17 protein-coding genes are annotated in these 13,823 nt (G+C 74.2%); 5 read left to right on the top strand and 12 right to left on the bottom strand.

What is annotated here, in order from left to right:
* Positions 1-24: 24 nt before the first annotated feature.
* Both ACQP0U_RS22615 and ACQP0U_RS22610 read right to left on the bottom strand, forming a co-directional pair.
* A complete protein-coding gene (locus ACQP0U_RS22615) occupies positions 25-855 on the bottom strand; it encodes an MBL fold metallo-hydrolase (RefSeq protein WP_433310420.1) in 831 nt (276 codons plus the stop codon).
* The gene (locus ACQP0U_RS22610; protein ID WP_030488289.1) at positions 852-1,256 is read right to left on the bottom strand and encodes a thioesterase family protein; all 405 of its coding nucleotides are present in this window, start codon (positions 1,254-1,256) and stop codon (positions 852-854) included. Before ACQP0U_RS22610 ends, ACQP0U_RS22615 begins: the two co-directional genes overlap by 4 nt.
* 127 nt (positions 1,257-1,383) lie before the next feature.
* Here ACQP0U_RS22610 and ACQP0U_RS22605 point away from each other — a divergent pair, with 127 nt between their 5' ends.
* Positions 1,384-2,469, top strand: a complete 1,086-nt coding sequence (locus ACQP0U_RS22605; RefSeq protein ID WP_433310417.1) for a phosphatase PAP2 family protein — start codon at positions 1,384-1,386, stop codon at positions 2,467-2,469.
* A gap of 163 nt (positions 2,470-2,632) precedes the next feature.
* Here ACQP0U_RS22605 and ACQP0U_RS22600 read toward each other — a convergent pair whose 3' ends face one another.
* From ACQP0U_RS22600 to ACQP0U_RS22590, 3 genes are all read right to left on the bottom strand, one after another.
* Positions 2,633-4,144, bottom strand: coding sequence for a PH domain-containing protein (locus ACQP0U_RS22600; protein WP_433310414.1), 1,512 nt, complete (start codon positions 4,142-4,144; stop codon positions 2,633-2,635).
* Between the two features lie 43 nt (positions 4,145-4,187).
* The gene (locus ACQP0U_RS22595) at positions 4,188-4,700 is read right to left on the bottom strand and encodes a PH domain-containing protein (protein ID WP_433321047.1); all 513 of its coding nucleotides are present in this window, start codon (positions 4,698-4,700) and stop codon (positions 4,188-4,190) included.
* Positions 4,701-4,984: 284 nt separating this feature from the next.
* Positions 4,985-5,215 (bottom strand): hypothetical protein, encoded by a 231-nt coding sequence (locus ACQP0U_RS22590; RefSeq protein WP_327041420.1) that lies wholly within the window; start codon positions 5,213-5,215, stop codon positions 4,985-4,987.
* Positions 5,216-5,456: 241 nt separating this feature from the next.
* Here ACQP0U_RS22590 and ACQP0U_RS22585 point away from each other — a divergent pair, with 241 nt between their 5' ends.
* Genes ACQP0U_RS22585 through ACQP0U_RS22575 form a run of 3 tightly spaced genes read left to right on the top strand, consistent with a single transcriptional unit; the run spans position 5,457 to position 8,481 of the window.
* The gene (locus tag ACQP0U_RS22585; protein ID WP_366341774.1) at positions 5,457-6,554 is read left to right on the top strand and encodes an AAA family ATPase; all 1,098 of its coding nucleotides are present in this window, start codon (positions 5,457-5,459) and stop codon (positions 6,552-6,554) included.
* Complete coding sequence (locus ACQP0U_RS22580; RefSeq protein ID WP_433321044.1) at positions 6,533-7,534, top strand: DUF58 domain-containing protein; 1,002 nt, start codon at positions 6,533-6,535, stop codon at positions 7,532-7,534. The genes ACQP0U_RS22585 and ACQP0U_RS22580 overlap by 22 nt, the downstream gene beginning before the upstream one ends.
* Positions 7,531-8,481, top strand: a complete 951-nt coding sequence (locus tag ACQP0U_RS22575; protein ID WP_433310409.1) for a VWA domain-containing protein — start codon at positions 7,531-7,533, stop codon at positions 8,479-8,481. The genes ACQP0U_RS22580 and ACQP0U_RS22575 overlap by 4 nt, the downstream gene beginning before the upstream one ends.
* A gap of 18 nt (positions 8,482-8,499) precedes the next feature.
* Here ACQP0U_RS22575 and ACQP0U_RS22570 read toward each other — a convergent pair whose 3' ends face one another.
* From ACQP0U_RS22570 to ACQP0U_RS22540, 7 genes are all read right to left on the bottom strand, one after another.
* The gene (locus ACQP0U_RS22570; RefSeq protein ID WP_196925116.1) at positions 8,500-8,715 is read right to left on the bottom strand and encodes a hypothetical protein; all 216 of its coding nucleotides are present in this window, start codon (positions 8,713-8,715) and stop codon (positions 8,500-8,502) included.
* Between the two features lie 62 nt (positions 8,716-8,777).
* Positions 8,778-10,046, bottom strand: coding sequence for an acyltransferase family protein (locus ACQP0U_RS22565; RefSeq protein ID WP_433310407.1), 1,269 nt, complete (start codon positions 10,044-10,046; stop codon positions 8,778-8,780).
* Positions 10,043-10,552: an alpha/beta hydrolase gene (locus ACQP0U_RS22560; RefSeq protein WP_433321041.1), complete on the bottom strand. Its 510-nt coding sequence runs from the start codon at positions 10,550-10,552 to the stop codon at positions 10,043-10,045. The genes ACQP0U_RS22565 and ACQP0U_RS22560 overlap by 4 nt, the downstream gene beginning before the upstream one ends.
* Positions 10,510-10,947: an alpha/beta hydrolase gene (locus tag ACQP0U_RS22555; protein WP_433310404.1), complete on the bottom strand. Its 438-nt coding sequence runs from the start codon at positions 10,945-10,947 to the stop codon at positions 10,510-10,512. The genes ACQP0U_RS22560 and ACQP0U_RS22555 overlap by 43 nt, the downstream gene beginning before the upstream one ends.
* Before the next feature lie 99 nt (positions 10,948-11,046).
* Positions 11,047-11,709 carry a response regulator gene (locus tag ACQP0U_RS22550; protein ID WP_433310401.1) on the bottom strand — a complete coding sequence of 221 codons (663 nt, stop codon included), beginning with the start codon at positions 11,707-11,709 and terminating at the stop codon, positions 11,047-11,049.
* The gene (locus ACQP0U_RS22545) at positions 11,706-12,155 is read right to left on the bottom strand and encodes a sensor histidine kinase (protein WP_433310398.1); all 450 of its coding nucleotides are present in this window, start codon (positions 12,153-12,155) and stop codon (positions 11,706-11,708) included. The genes ACQP0U_RS22550 and ACQP0U_RS22545 overlap by 4 nt, the downstream gene beginning before the upstream one ends.
* Entirely contained in the window at positions 12,104-12,940 is an 837-nt protein-coding gene (locus ACQP0U_RS22540) for a sensor histidine kinase (protein WP_433310396.1), read from the bottom strand. The genes ACQP0U_RS22545 and ACQP0U_RS22540 overlap by 52 nt, the downstream gene beginning before the upstream one ends.
* 155 nt (positions 12,941-13,095) lie before the next feature.
* On the opposite strand from ACQP0U_RS22540, the gene fabG reads away from it, so the two are divergent.
* On the top strand, positions 13,096-13,800 hold the full coding sequence (fabG, locus tag ACQP0U_RS22535) for a 3-oxoacyl-ACP reductase FabG (protein ID WP_433310393.1): 705 nt from the start codon (positions 13,096-13,098) through the stop codon (positions 13,798-13,800).
* Positions 13,801-13,823: the final 23 nt, after the last annotated feature.

The following is a 13,823-nucleotide window of genomic DNA, read 5'->3' as shown; positions in this document are numbered from 1 at the left end:
TCGCGGCAGGAGTGGCGGCGGGGGTCAGGCCGTACCGGTTAGTTCGAGGTAGCCGCGGTGGGCGGCGATCAGGGCGGGGCGGGCGCCGAAGGGGGCCTCGGCGGCCACCCGCTCCGGCGGGGCACTGCCGGTGTGCGCGGCCCGGATCAGCCAGGCCAGCTTCGCCAGCTCCGCGTGCTGGGCTCGGACGAAGTCGACGTCCACCGGGTCGCCGTGGCCCGGGATGACCACAGTGCGCGCGGTCGTCAGCCGCAGCAGGTCCGCGACCGCGTCCGGCCACTGCAGGGGGTACGAGTCCTCGAAGGCGGGCGGGCCGCTCTGCTCCACCAGGTCCCCGGCGACCACCACGTCGGCGTCCGGCACGTGCACCACCAGATCGGCCTCGGTGTGCCCCCGCCCCGGGTGTCGCAGCAGCACCCGCCGGCCGCCCAGGTCGAGGGTCGTCTCGACGTGCACGGTGTGCGTCGGCGCGAGCAGCGGGGTGTCGGCCAGCTCGGCGGCGAGCGCCGGGTGCTCAGTCCGCAACTCCTCGTACGCCTCCCGGCGCAGCCGCTCCGGCTCCTCGCGCAGGGCGGTGGCGGCCAGTTCGTGCGCGTACACCGGGCGGGGTGGGTCGCCGGCCAGGACGGCGTTGCCGAAGCAGTGGTCGTAGTGGTGGTGGGTGTTGACGAGCGTCAACGGACGGTCGGTGACCGCCCGGACGGCCGCGGCCAGCTCGGTGGCCTGGGCGGCCGACGAGAGCGTGTCCACCAGTAGCGCCTCGTCGTCACCGACGACAAGTGTGACGTTGACCCGCAGCAGCGGCTCGACCAGCACGTGCACCCGGTCGGCCACCTCGACGAAACCGGCGTTCACGACGCCCGCCCGGCGCGCTCGACGAAGCGTCCCCGGTCGACAAGGATCCGGTCCACCCGACCCCGGGCCACCGTCTGGTCGCCGTCGCTGACCGTGACCTCGAACGACAGTCGGCGACCGTCGACGGTCGCCAGCAGCGCCTGCGCGCGGACGGTCCGGCCGACCACTGTCGGCGCCAGGTGCTCCAACTCGACCCGGGTGCCCACTGTCGTCGAACCGGGCGGCATCCCGGTCGCCGTCGCCGCGACGGTGGCCGCCTCGGCCAGCGCCAGCACCCGGGGAGTGCCCAGCACCGGTACGTCCCCGGAACCGACCGCCTGGGCGGTGTCCGCGTCGGTGACGGTCAACTCGACCTGGGCGGTCAGACCCGGCGCGAAGGCCGGCTCGGGCTGCTCCTGCATGGTCGTCAGCCTAGGTGCTCGCCGGACGCGTTGAGCACGCGCCCGGTGATCCGGGCGCGCCCACCTCCAACGCCCAACGGGTGGTCCCCGTCGGTCGATGCCGTACCCGTCGTTAACCTTGACCCCGATGGCCGTCGTGACTGACCCCCAGCCCCCCGCCCGGACCGACCCGCCCGCGTCCCCGGACGGGGGTCGGCGGCGCGTCGTCGCCATGACCGTCTGGGCGGTCGCCTTCGTCGCCGCGTGGCTGGCCATCGGGCTGCCCACCGACCCGGCGTACGCCTTCGTCTGGATCTGGCTCGCGACCATCGCCTGGAACAGCGAACGGCCCTGGCGCAGCCACCTGCGCTTCGCCCGGGACTGGGTGCCGGTGGTGCTGCTCTTCGTGGTGTACAACCTCTCGCGGGGGTTCGCCGACAACGGGGCCACGCCGCACGCGATGGAGCTGATCGTCGCCGACCGGTTCATGTTCGGCTGGGCCACCGGCGGTGAGGTGCCCACCGTCTGGTTGCAGCAGCACCTCTACCACCCGCAGGTGCACTGGTGGGATGTCGCGGCGAGCTGGGTGTACTTCTCCCACTTCGTGGTGGCGCTGACCGCCGCCGCGGTGCTCTGGTTGCGCGACCGGCACCGCTGGGCCGCGTACATGCGGCGTTGGGGTTTCCTCTGCGCGGCCGGCCTGGTCACCTACTTCATCTACCCGGCGGCCCCGCCCTGGTGGGCGGCGCAGAACGGCCTGCTCACCGAGGTCGCCCGGATCTCGACCCGGGGTTGGAAGGCGTTCGGCATGCACGGCGCCGGCAACGTCCTCAACGCCGGCCAGATCGCCTCCAACCCGGTCGCGGCGATGCCGTCGCTGCACACCGCGTGGGCGTTGTTCGTGGTGCTGTTCTTCCTGACCGCCACGCGTCGTCGCTGGTGGCCGCTGCTGCTCGCGTACCCGCTGGCGATGACGTTCACCCTGGTCTACTCGGGTGAGCACTACGTGATCGACGTGCTGGTCGGCTGGGCGTACGTGGGGCTGACCTTCCTGGCGGTCGGTCTGGCGGAACGCGGTTGGGCGGCGTGGCGCGTCCGCCACCCGAAGGCAGCGGCCGAACGGCCCGAGAACCAGGCCGCCGACCCCGTCGCACCCCCGCCCGGCCAGCCCGAGCCCCCAACACCACGCGAGCCGGACACGACCACCCACCCAACAGTCCCCGCCGACCACTAACCCCACCCACCCACCCACCCCGGCCCCACCCCACCCCACCCACCCCCGGCCGGTCTCAGCCCGGTGATCATGAAGTTATTGCCCCGACACGCCGTGCGGGAGGGCAATAACTTCATGATCAACGAGGAGGGGGGCGGGGGAGGGGCGCGGGGTGGGGGTGGGGTCAGGGTTGGGTGCGGGCTTTGTGAGCTCTGGTGATTAGCTCGTCTGCCAGGGCCCAGGCCTCGGCCAGGTCGCGGTCCTGGGCGATGGCCCCGGAGCCGCCCGCGGTGTCCGCGTGTACCGAGGCCAACCCGAGACGGCGCTGGATGGGCCCCTGGACCACCCGCACGCTCTGGATCCGGGCGTACGGCACGATCACCAACTGCCGGGTGAGCCGCCCGGACCGGGTGGCGAACACCCGCTCGAACAGCCCCGCGCCGAACGCGGAACGACCCAGCGGGTGCAGCCAACGGGTCCGGCGCGGTGGTGGGCTGAGTGTGAGCGCGTCGAGGCGTACCCCGGGAAGCACCTCGGCGACGATCATCGTCGCCGTCGGCAGGTCGCCGACCGGCAGCAGCCGGTCGGGCCGGTTGCGGTCGTCGGCCTCCGCGACGGAGTAACCGGCCACCTCCAGCCGTAGCCGCAGCCAGCCCTTGGCGCGCCACAGCAACGGCCAGGTGGCCCGCACGGTCTGCACGCGCTCCAGCGGCACGGTCTGCGCCCGCGTCTCCAGCAGACCGTTGTGCACCCGCAGCGTGCCGCCGTCGCGGGCCAGTCGGAAGTTCCAGTCGTCGAGGACCCGGCGGATCGGTTGCAGCAGCACACCCGCCATCGCGGTCAGTGTGCTCGCCACCGCGACGAACGACCACGACCCGGCGGTGAGGAACTGCACCACGACGAAGGCCACACCGAACGGGAGCAGGAACGCCTGCGGCGTGAGCAGTTGGCTGACCAGGAGGTTCTGGTTGCGTACCGCGTGCAGTGGCCGGCCCGGCACCACCGCCGGCGGCGCCGTCGCACCCGGCGCCACCGGGGCCGCCGCGTCACCGGGCGCGGGCCGCTGCGCCACCCGCCCGGCCAGCGCCAGCAGACGCTCGCGCAGCACCGCCGCGTCGGCCACCCCGAGGTACGCCAACGGCGCCTCGGTCTTGCCTCCGCCGACCACCTCCAGGCGCAGCTCGGCCAGGCCGGTGAGCTGGGCGAGCAGCGGCCGGACCACCTCCACGGCCTGCAACCGTTCCAGCGGGATGGCCCGGGTACGCCGCCAGAGCAGCCCTTCGTACACCCGAAGCTCGCGGCCCACGACGTGGTAGCCGGTGTTGTACCAGCTGACCACCGAGAGCACTGTCGCGCCGAGCGCCAGCACCGCCACCATGGCGGCGAACCAGCCGAAGCCCACCCGGGACAGCGTCGACCAGGACAGCCCGGCGATCACCACGACCAGTGACTTCGCGCCGTGCAGGACCGGGCTGAGCGGATGCAGTCGCTGCCGCGGCTCGCCCTGATCGCCGCCCGGTGGTGCTGGCCACGGCGCGGGCACCCCCGCCGGCACCGGCCCGGACGGCGCCACGCCATCAGGTGCCGCGCCGGTCGGCAGCGGCCCGGCAGGTGCCGCGCCGACGGGCAGCACCGGCCTCGGGGGCGTCGGGCCGGTGGGTGGCACGGTGCTCGGCTCGGCGGGTCCGTCGCTCATCGGAGCGGCCCTCGACGCGGTCGGCGGTTGGCCGCGCGGGTGCTCACAGCCCCTCCGCCCGGTCCTCGCCGAGCGCGGTGAGTCGATCGCGTAGCCGGGACGCCTCCGCCGGGCGCAGCCCGGGCACCCGGGCGTCGCTCGCCGCCGCGGCGGTGTGCAACTGCACGGTGGCCAGATCGAAGGCGCGTTCCAACGGCCCGGCGCTCACGTCGACGAACTGCATCCGCGAGTACGGCACGATGGAGAGCCGGCGGACCAGCAGCCCGTGCCGGACGAGCAGGTCGTTCTCCCGCTCGGCGTACCCCCAGGCCCGGACCGCGCGGACGATCGCGACAGCCCGCCACGCGCCCAGCAGCAGCACGAGGGCGACGGCGAGCCCGAACAGCCAGTGGCCGCTGAACGCCCAGCCGACGGCCGTCACCGCCAGCCCGATGGCGACCACGATCGCCAGCCGGATCAGCTCAACCCAGATCAGGTCGGTGGAGATCGGCTGCCAGTTGACCGTGTCCGGCCAGGGCTCCAGCGGACCCCGGCCACCCGGCGCGGCCGTCAGCAGGGCGCCAGGGTCGGACGCGCCAGGGCCGGGGTCGGGCGGCAGGAGGCCGGGGGCCGGCAGGTCGGGTGCGCGCTGGTCAGCGGCGGGCGTCGGCCGGTGCCCGGGCGGCAACGCGCCCGGTGGCAGCGGGGCGGGCGTCGGGACATCCGGTGCGGCGGGCTCCGGGCCGAGCGTGCCGGGCGCCGGGAACGCGCCGGGCGGCGGCTCGACGCCGGGTGGGGCGGTGGCCGGGGTGGGCGGCCAGGACGGGGAGGTGGGGCCGGGGGAAGCCGGAGGGTCGCCGCTCACAGGTCGAGCGTAGGCGATCCGGGCACCGGAGTGACGGCACGCAGGAAGCCTCGTGCATCCAGGAAGTCACCGAGGCTGCCCCGGTGCTCGGCGCAGGCCAGCCAGGTCTTGCGCCGATCGGCGTCGTGCAGACGGGGATTGTTCCACTCCAGCACCCAGACGGCGGCGGACCGGCAGCCCCGGGCCGAACAGACCAGGGCCTCGTCGGCGGGGGAGGGGATGCTCATCCCGGCCAGTCTAGGGCGGCGGGACGGAGAGCTTGAGCGCCGGGCGACCACGGGGGGAGCCGCCCGGCGACGGGGTGAATCGTACACGCGGCGGGCCGGTCTTCGCACACCCGCGATGCGCGATTCGGCTGCTGGGGACGGCGCGGCCAAAATCGGCTTCTCCCCACCTCGACACTCAGCAAGGCGTGCGAGTCTTGATACCGCACGAACCGCGACGACCGACAAACGCTGTGGAGGACCGGTGGCCCAGCCGACCATGCCCGACGCCCCGACGCCGAACGGAGCGGCACCTGCGCCGGTGACCACACCCGCACAGGACGCCACCCTGCTGGAGAAGGGCCTGTTCGAGATCAAACGTGTGATCGTCGGGCAGGACCGAATGGTGGAGCGGATGTTCGTCGCGCTGCTCGCCCGCGGTCACTGCCTGCTCGAAGGTGTGCCCGGGGTGGCCAAGACCCTGGCGGTGGAGACCCTCGCCAAGGTCGTCGGCGGGTCCTTCGCCCGGGTGCAGTTCACCCCGGACCTGGTGCCCGCCGACATCATGGGCACCCGGATCTACCGGCAGTCGAGCGAGAAGTTCGACGTCGAGCTGGGCCCGGTCTTCGTCAACTTCCTGCTCGCCGACGAGATCAACCGGGCGCCGGCGAAGGTGCAGTCCGCGCTGCTGGAGGTCATGAGCGAGCGGCAGGTGTCCATCGGTGGGGAGAGCCACCGGGTGCCGGACCCGTTCCTGGTGATGGCCACCCAGAACCCGATCGAGCAGGAGGGCGTCTACCCGCTGCCGGAGGCGCAGCGGGACCGGTTCCTCATGAAGATCGTGGTGGGCTACCCGACCGACGCGGAGGAACGGGAGATCGTCTACCGGATGGGCGTGGCCCCGCCCGAGCCGACAGCGGTGTTCGACACCCCGGAGCTGATCGCCCTGCAACGCAAGGCGGACCAGGTCTTCGTCCACAACGCCCTTGTCGACTACGCGGTGCGGTTGGTGCTGGCCACCCGCGCCCCGGCCGAGCACGGCATGCCCGACGTCGCGCAACTGATCCAGTACGGGGCCAGCCCGCGCGCCTCGCTGGGCCTGGTCCGGGCGACCCGCGCCCTGGCGCTGCTGCGCGGGCGGGACTACGCGCTGCCGCAGGACGTGCAGGACATCGCACCGGACATCCTGCGGCACCGGTTGGTGCTCAGCTACGACGCGCTCGCCGACGACGTGCCCGCCGACCACATCGTGCAGCGGGTGATGTCGACGATCCCGCTCCCGGCGGTCGCTCCCCGCCAGCAGGCCACCCCGCCGTCGATCGCGCCGCCGCCCGGCGCTGGCTGGCCCGGGCAGCGGCCGTGACCTCACCCACCCCTCGTCCCGCCCCCCTCGCCGACCGCAGCGAGGCCGTGCTGTCCCGGTTGCAGCTGCTCGTCACCCGCAAGCTCGACGGTCTGCTCCAGGGCGACTACGCCGGCCTGCTGCCCGGACCGGGCAGTGAGGCGGGGGAGTCCCGGGAGTACCGCGCCGGCGACGACGTGCGCCGGATGGACTGGCCGGTCACGGCACGGACCACCACACCGCACGTGCGGCGTACGGTCGCCGACCGGGAACTGGAGACGTGGCTCGCGCTGGACCTCTCCGCCAGCCTGGACTTCGGTACGGGGCAGTGGCTCAAGCGGGAGGTGGTGGTGGCCGCCGCGGCCGCCATCACCCACCTGACCGTGCGCGGGGGTAACCGGATCGGCGCCGTGATCGGCACCGGCGGTGGGGTGTCCGCGCCGGCCCGACGCTGGCGCGGCGGACCACCGCCGGCCGGGCCCGGGGTGCTCACCCGGCTGCCGGCGCGCTCCGGCCGCAAGGAGGCGCAGGGTCTGCTGCGTGCCGTCGCCGGCACCGCCATCCAGCCCGGCCGTGGTGACCTGGGCGCCCTGATCGAGATGCTCAACCGTCCGCCCCGCCGTCGCGGGGTGGCGGTGGTGGTGTCGGACTTCCTCGCGCCGGCCGAGCAGTGGGCGCGGCCGATGCGCAAGCTGCGCGTCCGCCACGACGTGCTGGCGATCGAGGTGGTCGACCCGCGCGAGCTGGAGCTGCCCGACGTGGGCGTGTTGCCGGTGGTCGACCCGGAGAGCGGCGAGCTGCACGAGGTGCAGACCGCCGACCCACGGCTGCGGCAGCGCTACGCCGATGCCGCCGCCGCCCAACGGGCCACGATCGCCGCCGCCCTGCGCGGCGCCGGCGCGGCCCACCTGCGTCTGCGTACCGACCGAGACTGGCTGCTGGACATGGTGCGATTCGTGGCCGCGCAGCGGCACGCGCGTACCCGGGGGACGACACGATGATCCGTTTTCTGCAACCGTGGTGGCTGCTGGCTGTGCTGCCGGTGTTCGCCCTCGCCGCGTTCTACGTCTGGCGGCAGCTGCACCGCCGGGCGTACGCGATGCGGTTCACCAACGTGGACCTGCTGCGTACGGTGGCGCCGAAGGGCCTGGGCTGGCGTCGGCACGTCCCGGCGACCGCGTTCCTGCTCTGCCTGCTGGTGCTGGCCACCGCGCTGGCGCGTCCCGCGGTGGACACCAAGGAGCCGCTGGAGCGGGCCACCGTGATGCTCGCCATCGACGTGTCGTTGTCGATGCAGGCCGACGACGTGGCGCCGAACCGGCTGGAGGCGGCCCAGGAGGCGGCCAAGCAGTTCGTCAGTGAGCTGCCGAAGAGCTACAACCTGGGCCTCGTGTCGTTCGCCAAGGCGGCGAACGTGCTGGTGCCCCCGGGCAAGGACCGGGACGCGGTGACCAGCGCCATCGACGGCCTGGTGCTGGCCGAGGCGACAGCGACCGGCGAGGCGGTGTTCACCTGCCTGGAGGCGATCCGGTCGGTGCCGGCCGATGGCGCGGCGGGTATTCCGCCGGCCCGGATCGTGCTGCTCTCCGACGGTTTCCGGACCTCAGGTCGAGCGGTGGAGGAGGCGGCGGCTGCCGCGCAGGCCGCCAACGTTCCGGTCTCCACCATCGCCTTCGGCACCGACACCGGTCAGGTCGACATCGGTGGACAGTTGCAGCGGGTGCCGGTGGACCGGATGGCCCTCGCCGAGCTTGCCGAGACCACCGAGGGTTACTTCTACGAGGCGGCCTCGGTGAGCGAGCTGAAGCAGGTCTACCAGGACATGGGCAGCTCGATCGGGTTCCGCACCGAGCCGCGCGAGGTGACCCAGTGGTACGCCGGGGTGGCGTTGCTGCTGGCGCTCTGCGCGGGCGCGTTCAGTCTGCTCTGGTCGTCCCGGATGCTGTGACCCGGGTGCCGGCGGCGGTCAGTGACCGCCGCCGGCGAGCACGAAGACGATGGCCACCCAGACGGCGGCGAGGGTGAAGCCCAGCGGGGCGACGTAGCGGCTCATGACGGCTCCGGGTGGCGGCTGGACGGTCCGCGTGCGGGGGCGGACCGCAGGGGGTGGGGACGCGCACACGAAGTCGTGACCGGGCGGCTCCCGGCGACCGCCCGGGATCGGGCGGCGCGGCACACTCACCCCGGCAGGTGCCGAAGCGGTGGGGAGCGGAGCGGGGTCAGCTCACCAGACTGAGTCGTGGCTCAGCGGGTCTGACCATCGGCCCGGCCACGACTGGGAGGATCGCTATCTCGCACAGCGATCACCTCCTGCAAGTCGGGCCGGCCGGAACGTCGATGATCGTACACCTGCGGTGCCGACAGAACGCACTCGGCCGACCGGCCGGCGACCCCTCCACCGCCCGGTTGGTGACCCCGTTCACCACCAGCCCGTACGCCCCGGCGCGGGAGCGACCTCGGCTGGCCGACCCGCACGACCGTGACCAGCGCCGCCGCGAGCAGCGGCAGCCAGCAGCAGCGGGCCAGCACCCAGCCGGCGTCGTCCGGGACGGTGTGCAGACCGGGCAGGGCCAGCCCGCCGCGGGCGGTGAGGGCTGTCACCGCCACCAGTACCGGCTGGTGCCACAGGTAGATCCGGACCGCGGAGCGGTTCACCTCGGTCACCGCTCGGCCCGGCAGCGGCCGGGTCAGCAGCCGTTCCAGCGCCGGCCGCGCGAGCAGCCCCAGCCCGACCTGGGCGACCGCCAGCGCCACGACGAGCAGCGACGGCGGGTTCAGGTTGGACACCCCGTCGCCGGGCACGCCCACCGCGCTCACCGGGTAGCCCAGCGCCAGCAGCGCCGCCAGCGCGACCGCCCCACCGGCCGCCAGGGTGCCTCCGGCCCGCCGGCCGTCCAGCCGGCCGTCGGCGTGTGCCACGCCCAGCAGGTACGGCACCGACCAGGCCGCCAGCACGGTGACCGGGGGCAGGTAGGTGTCGGCCGGCAGCAGCCTGGTGGCCAGGTCGACCGCGGCGACCACGGCCACCGCCGGCGTCACGCAACGCGTCACCCCCCACCGGCGTACGGCGGCGCGCAGCGGGCCGGTCACCGCGACCAGGATCACCAGCGGTAGCAGGAACCACAACGGGCTGACCGCGAGCCGCAGCGCGACGGCGAGCGTGTCGTCCGAGGTGCCGACGACTGTGGCGGCGAGCAGCACGGCGGCGCCCACCCCGAGCAGCGCGACAGTGGGCAGCAGCAGCCGACGCAGCCGACCGGCCAGCCAACCGCCCGCGTCGCCCGGGTAACGGGCCAGCGACCGGGTCGAGCCGAACCCGGCGGTGAAGAAGAACAACCCGAGCGTCTGCAACACCCAGGTCACCGGGGCCAGGTCGGGCAGGGCGGTCAGCGGACTGGCCTGGCGCAGCGCGCCGTCGCCGGTCAGCACCAACCCGGTGACCAGCCAGTGCCCCAGCACCACCCCGCCGATGGCGTACGCCCGCAGCGCGTCGACGGCACGATCCCGGCTCACCGGGCATCCCCGATCGGGTCGGCGTCGACGTCGCCCAGCACGACCGCCGCCACCGCGACCAGCGCGGCGCTGCCCGGAGCGAGGTAGCCGTCGTGCCCCGCCACCCCACCCACCGGCAGCGGTCGGGCGCCGAACGCCGGGTCGCCCGGTCGACGGCCGAAGCCCAGGCCGGGCAGCCGCACCGGCGGTACCCGACGGATCCAGTCGGTCGGCGCCTCGGCCGCCCAGAACCGCCGCCCACCGGGCAGGTCGTCGGCGCGCTGCACCCCGGCGCCGACGCCGCCGAGGCTGACCACGTCGGTGACCTGGGGCGGGCCGTCCGCCGCTGCCAGCGACACCACGAGCGCCCCGTAGCTGTGCCCGACCAGCGTGATCGTCGCCGCCGGACGCCGCCCGGCCAGGTCCCGCAGCAGCATGGCCAGCCCGGCCGCGCCGCGCCGGGCGCTGACGCCACCTGCGGCCGTCAACACCCCGTCGGGCGGGTCGTAGCCGAGCCAGGCCAGCACCGCGACCCGCGCCGCCGGGTCGGTCGCCCGCAACTCCCGGAAGAGCTGCCCGGCCTGCACCGCCGGCGCCCGCCGGGCCACCCCGCCCAACCCCTGTCGAAGTCGGCGAGCGTGCTGCCGACCCCCGGCACCAGCACGACGATCCGGTCCGCGTCGGCGAGGTCGCCGAGCACCTCCACCGCGCGGCCGTCACCGCGCTCGTCGAACAGCAGGAACCGGCGTCCGTCGGCCGCCCAGTCCGCGTACGGGGGGCCGGCCGCACGCATCGCCGCCGCCATCACGGGGTACGCCTCGACGAACCCCGCCGCCGTGGCCGGCTCGGGTCGGGTCGGCAGGACCAGGTTCACGCCGAGCAGCGCGGCCACCGCCACCCGGCTGGCACCTCGTCGTCGCATCACGTTCTCCCTCCGGAATGTCGTCCAGAGGGAGAGTGCGCGGGTGGCTGCGGCCCGGTCGTCGTCCCGCAGAGCCGTTCCCGTGCTGGCTCCACGGGGCTACTCGCCGGCTGCCACCAGACCCGTCTCGTACGCCAGCACCACGGCCTGGGCCCGGTCGCGCAGACCCAGCTTGGCCAGGATCCGCCCGACGTGCGTCTTCACTGTCTGCTCGGCCACCACCAGGTCGCCCGCGATCTCCGCGTTGTTGCGGCCCCGGGCGATCAACCGCAGCACCTCGGTCTCGCGCGGGGTGAGCCCGGCCAGGTCGGTGGGGCGCGGGCGGCGGCGGTCCGGACGGGCCGCGAACTCGGCGATCAGCCGGCGGGTGACCGCCGGGGCGAGCAGCGCGTCCCCGGCCGCCACCACCCGTACCGCCTGCACCAGGTCGGCCGCCGGGGCGTCCTTGAGCAGGAACCCGCTGGCCCCGGCGCGCAGCGCCTCGTACACGTAGTCGTCCAGGTCGAAGGTGGTGAGGATGAGCACCCGGGGTCGCTGTGCCGACCGGTTACCGAGCAGCTTGCGGGTGGCCTCCAGCCCGTCCATGACCGGCATCCGCACGTCCATCAGCACCACGTCCGGGTCGAGGTGGCGGGCGGCGGTCACGGCCTGCGCCCCGTCGGCGGCGTCCCCCACCACCAGCAGATCCGGTTGGGCGGCGAGCAGCGCCCCGAAACCCTGCCGGACCATCGCCTGGTCGTCGGCGATCAGCACCCGGATCATCGGTCCCCACCCTCCGCGTCGTACGGCAACTCGGCAGCCACCGCGTAACCCCCGTCGGGCAGCGGCCCGGCGGTGAACGTACCGCCCAGCGAGGTGGCCCGCTCCCGCATGCCGGTCAGCCCGTGCCCGGAGCCGGCCTCGCCCGGCCGGGAGCCCGCCTCGGCGGGTGGCGCGTTCTGGACGCGTACCCGCAGACCGGACGGACCGGCGCGGACGGTGACCCGCACAGCGGCGCCGGCCGCGTGGCGGGCCGCGTTGGCCAGGCATTCCTGCACGATGCGGTACGCGGCCAGCCCGACCGGCGCGGGCACCTGGTCGTCGTCCACCGGATCGGCGTCCAGGGTCACCGGCAACCCGGCCCGACGTGCCGCGTCCACCATCGCGCCCAGGTCGGTCAGGTCCGGCTGCGGCGCGGTCTGCGGCCCGCTGTTCTCGCTGCGCAGCACCCCAGCAGCCGCCGCATGTCGGTCAGCGCGTCGCGGGCCGACGCGGCGATGGCCACGAACTCCGCGGCCGCCGGGGCCGGCACGTCCGTCAGCCGGTACGGGGCGGTCTCCGCCTGCACCGCGATCAGCGACATGTGGTGGGCCACCACGTCGTGCAGCTCGCGGGCGATCCGGGTGCGTTCCTCCAGCACCGCGCGGCGTTCCTGCTCGCGTTCGCTCAGCTCGGTCTGGGCGGCCAGCGCACGCCGGGACAGCCGGTTGCGTCGGATCAGGTCGCCGACGATCGCCAGCGCGCCGAGCAGCAGCAGGACCGGGACCTGGTTGTTGGGGTGGACCAGGGTGAGCACCGGCACCGTGCTGATCGTCACCACCCAGGCCAGCACCGGCCGGTCGACCCGCGCGACGACCACCGCCAGCACCGCGATCGACCCGAGCGCCAGCGTCGGGGTCCACGGCCAGGGCTGGTCGGCTGGGGCGTTGAACGTGCAGGTCAGCAGGGCCACCACCGTCAGCCGCCAAGCCAGCAGCGGCCGCCGGGGCAGTGCCAGCAGCGGTGCCACGGTCATCGCCGCGAACAGCATCGCGACCGGTAGCGGCAGGCCCCACTCGGTCTCCACGGTCAGCGTGATCAGGAAGAGGCCGAGGGCGGCGAGCAGACCGACCGGGGCGGCGTAGCGGGCCGGCCCCGGCCACCGGGCCAGCAGCGGCCGTTCGACCGGGGCGTCCGGGCCCAGCAGGGTCTGTCGCAGGGCCCGCAGGGGCGCGGCGATCGGTTGCCGGTTCACCACCCGGAGGCTACGGGCCGACCCCGTCACGAGGCGTGCCACCAGGGGTTGATCCCGGTGTCGTACCCCAGTGTGACGCGACTCCCGTTAGCGCTTACCTGCCGGTAACGCCTAGGCTCCGACGCGTCCGTGCTGACCATTCGCAAGGGGGAACAGTGGCTCGCACCGTGCTGGTGACCGGGGGCAACCGGGGGATCGGCCTGGCCATCGCGCAGGCCTTCGCCAAGCAGGGCGACCGGGTGGCGGTCACCCACCGCAGCGGCGAGGCGCCCGACGGGCTGTTCGGCGTCCGCGCCGACGTCACCGACGCCGCCTCGATCGACGCCGCGTTCACCGCCGTCGAGGCCGAGCTGGGGCCGGTAGAGGTGGTTGTCGCCAACGCCGGTATGACCGCCGACACGCTGCTGCTGCGCATGACCGAGGAGCAGTTCACCGACGTGGTGGACACCAACCTCACCGGCGCGTTCCGGGTCGCGAAGCGGGCCTCCGGCAAGATGCTCCGCGCCAAGTGGGGCCGCATGATCTTCATCTCCTCGGTGGTCGGCCTCGCCGGCGGAGCCGGGCAGGTCAACTACGCCGCCAGCAAGGCCGGCCTCGTCGGCGTCGCCCGCTCGATCACCAGGGAGCTGGGCAGCCGCAACATCACCGCGAACGTGGTGGCGCCGGGCTTCATCGACACGGACATGACCGCCGGCCTCACCGGCGACCGCAAGGCGGAGATCCTCAAGTCCATCCCGGCCGGCCGGATGGCCAGCCCGGACGAGGTCGCCGCTGTGGTCACCTGGCTGGCGTCCGACAGCGCCGGGTACGTCTCCGGCGCCGTCATCCCGGTCGACGGCGGCCTCGGCATGGGCCACTAACCCTTTTGACTACGGAGGAAATC

It is taken from the genome of Micromonospora sp. CA-269861 (genome assembly GCF_050948505.1).
GTDB lineage: Bacteria > Actinomycetota > Actinomycetes > Mycobacteriales > Micromonosporaceae > Micromonospora.
Note: the sequence above shows the minus strand (reverse complement) of the source record. Positions and strands in the feature narration are given on the sequence as shown.

What these genes read in the sequence shown, in the direction of transcription:
- ACQP0U_RS22610 (WP_030488289.1), bottom strand. Translation starts at nt 1,256, where the DNA reads ATGCAGGAGCAGCCCGAGCCGGCCTTCGCGCCGGGTCTGACCGCCCAG.
- ACQP0U_RS22605 (WP_433310417.1), top strand. Translation starts at nt 1,384, where the DNA reads ATGGCCGTCGTGACTGACCCCCAGCCCCCCGCCCGGACCGACCCGCCC.
- ACQP0U_RS22600 (WP_433310414.1), bottom strand. Translation starts at nt 4,144, where the DNA reads ATGAGCGACGGACCCGCCGAGCCGAGCACCGTGCCACCCACCGGCCCG.
- ACQP0U_RS22590 (WP_327041420.1), bottom strand. Translation starts at nt 5,215, where the DNA reads ATGAGCATCCCCTCCCCCGCCGACGAGGCCCTGGTCTGTTCGGCCCGG.
- ACQP0U_RS22575 (WP_433310409.1), top strand. Translation starts at nt 7,531, where the DNA reads ATGATCCGTTTTCTGCAACCGTGGTGGCTGCTGGCTGTGCTGCCGGTG.
- ACQP0U_RS22555 (WP_433310404.1), bottom strand. Translation starts at nt 10,947, where the DNA reads ATGCGACGACGAGGTGCCAGCCGGGTGGCGGTGGCCGCGCTGCTCGGC.
- ACQP0U_RS22550 (WP_433310401.1), bottom strand. Translation starts at nt 11,709, where the DNA reads ATGATCCGGGTGCTGATCGCCGACGACCAGGCGATGGTCCGGCAGGGT.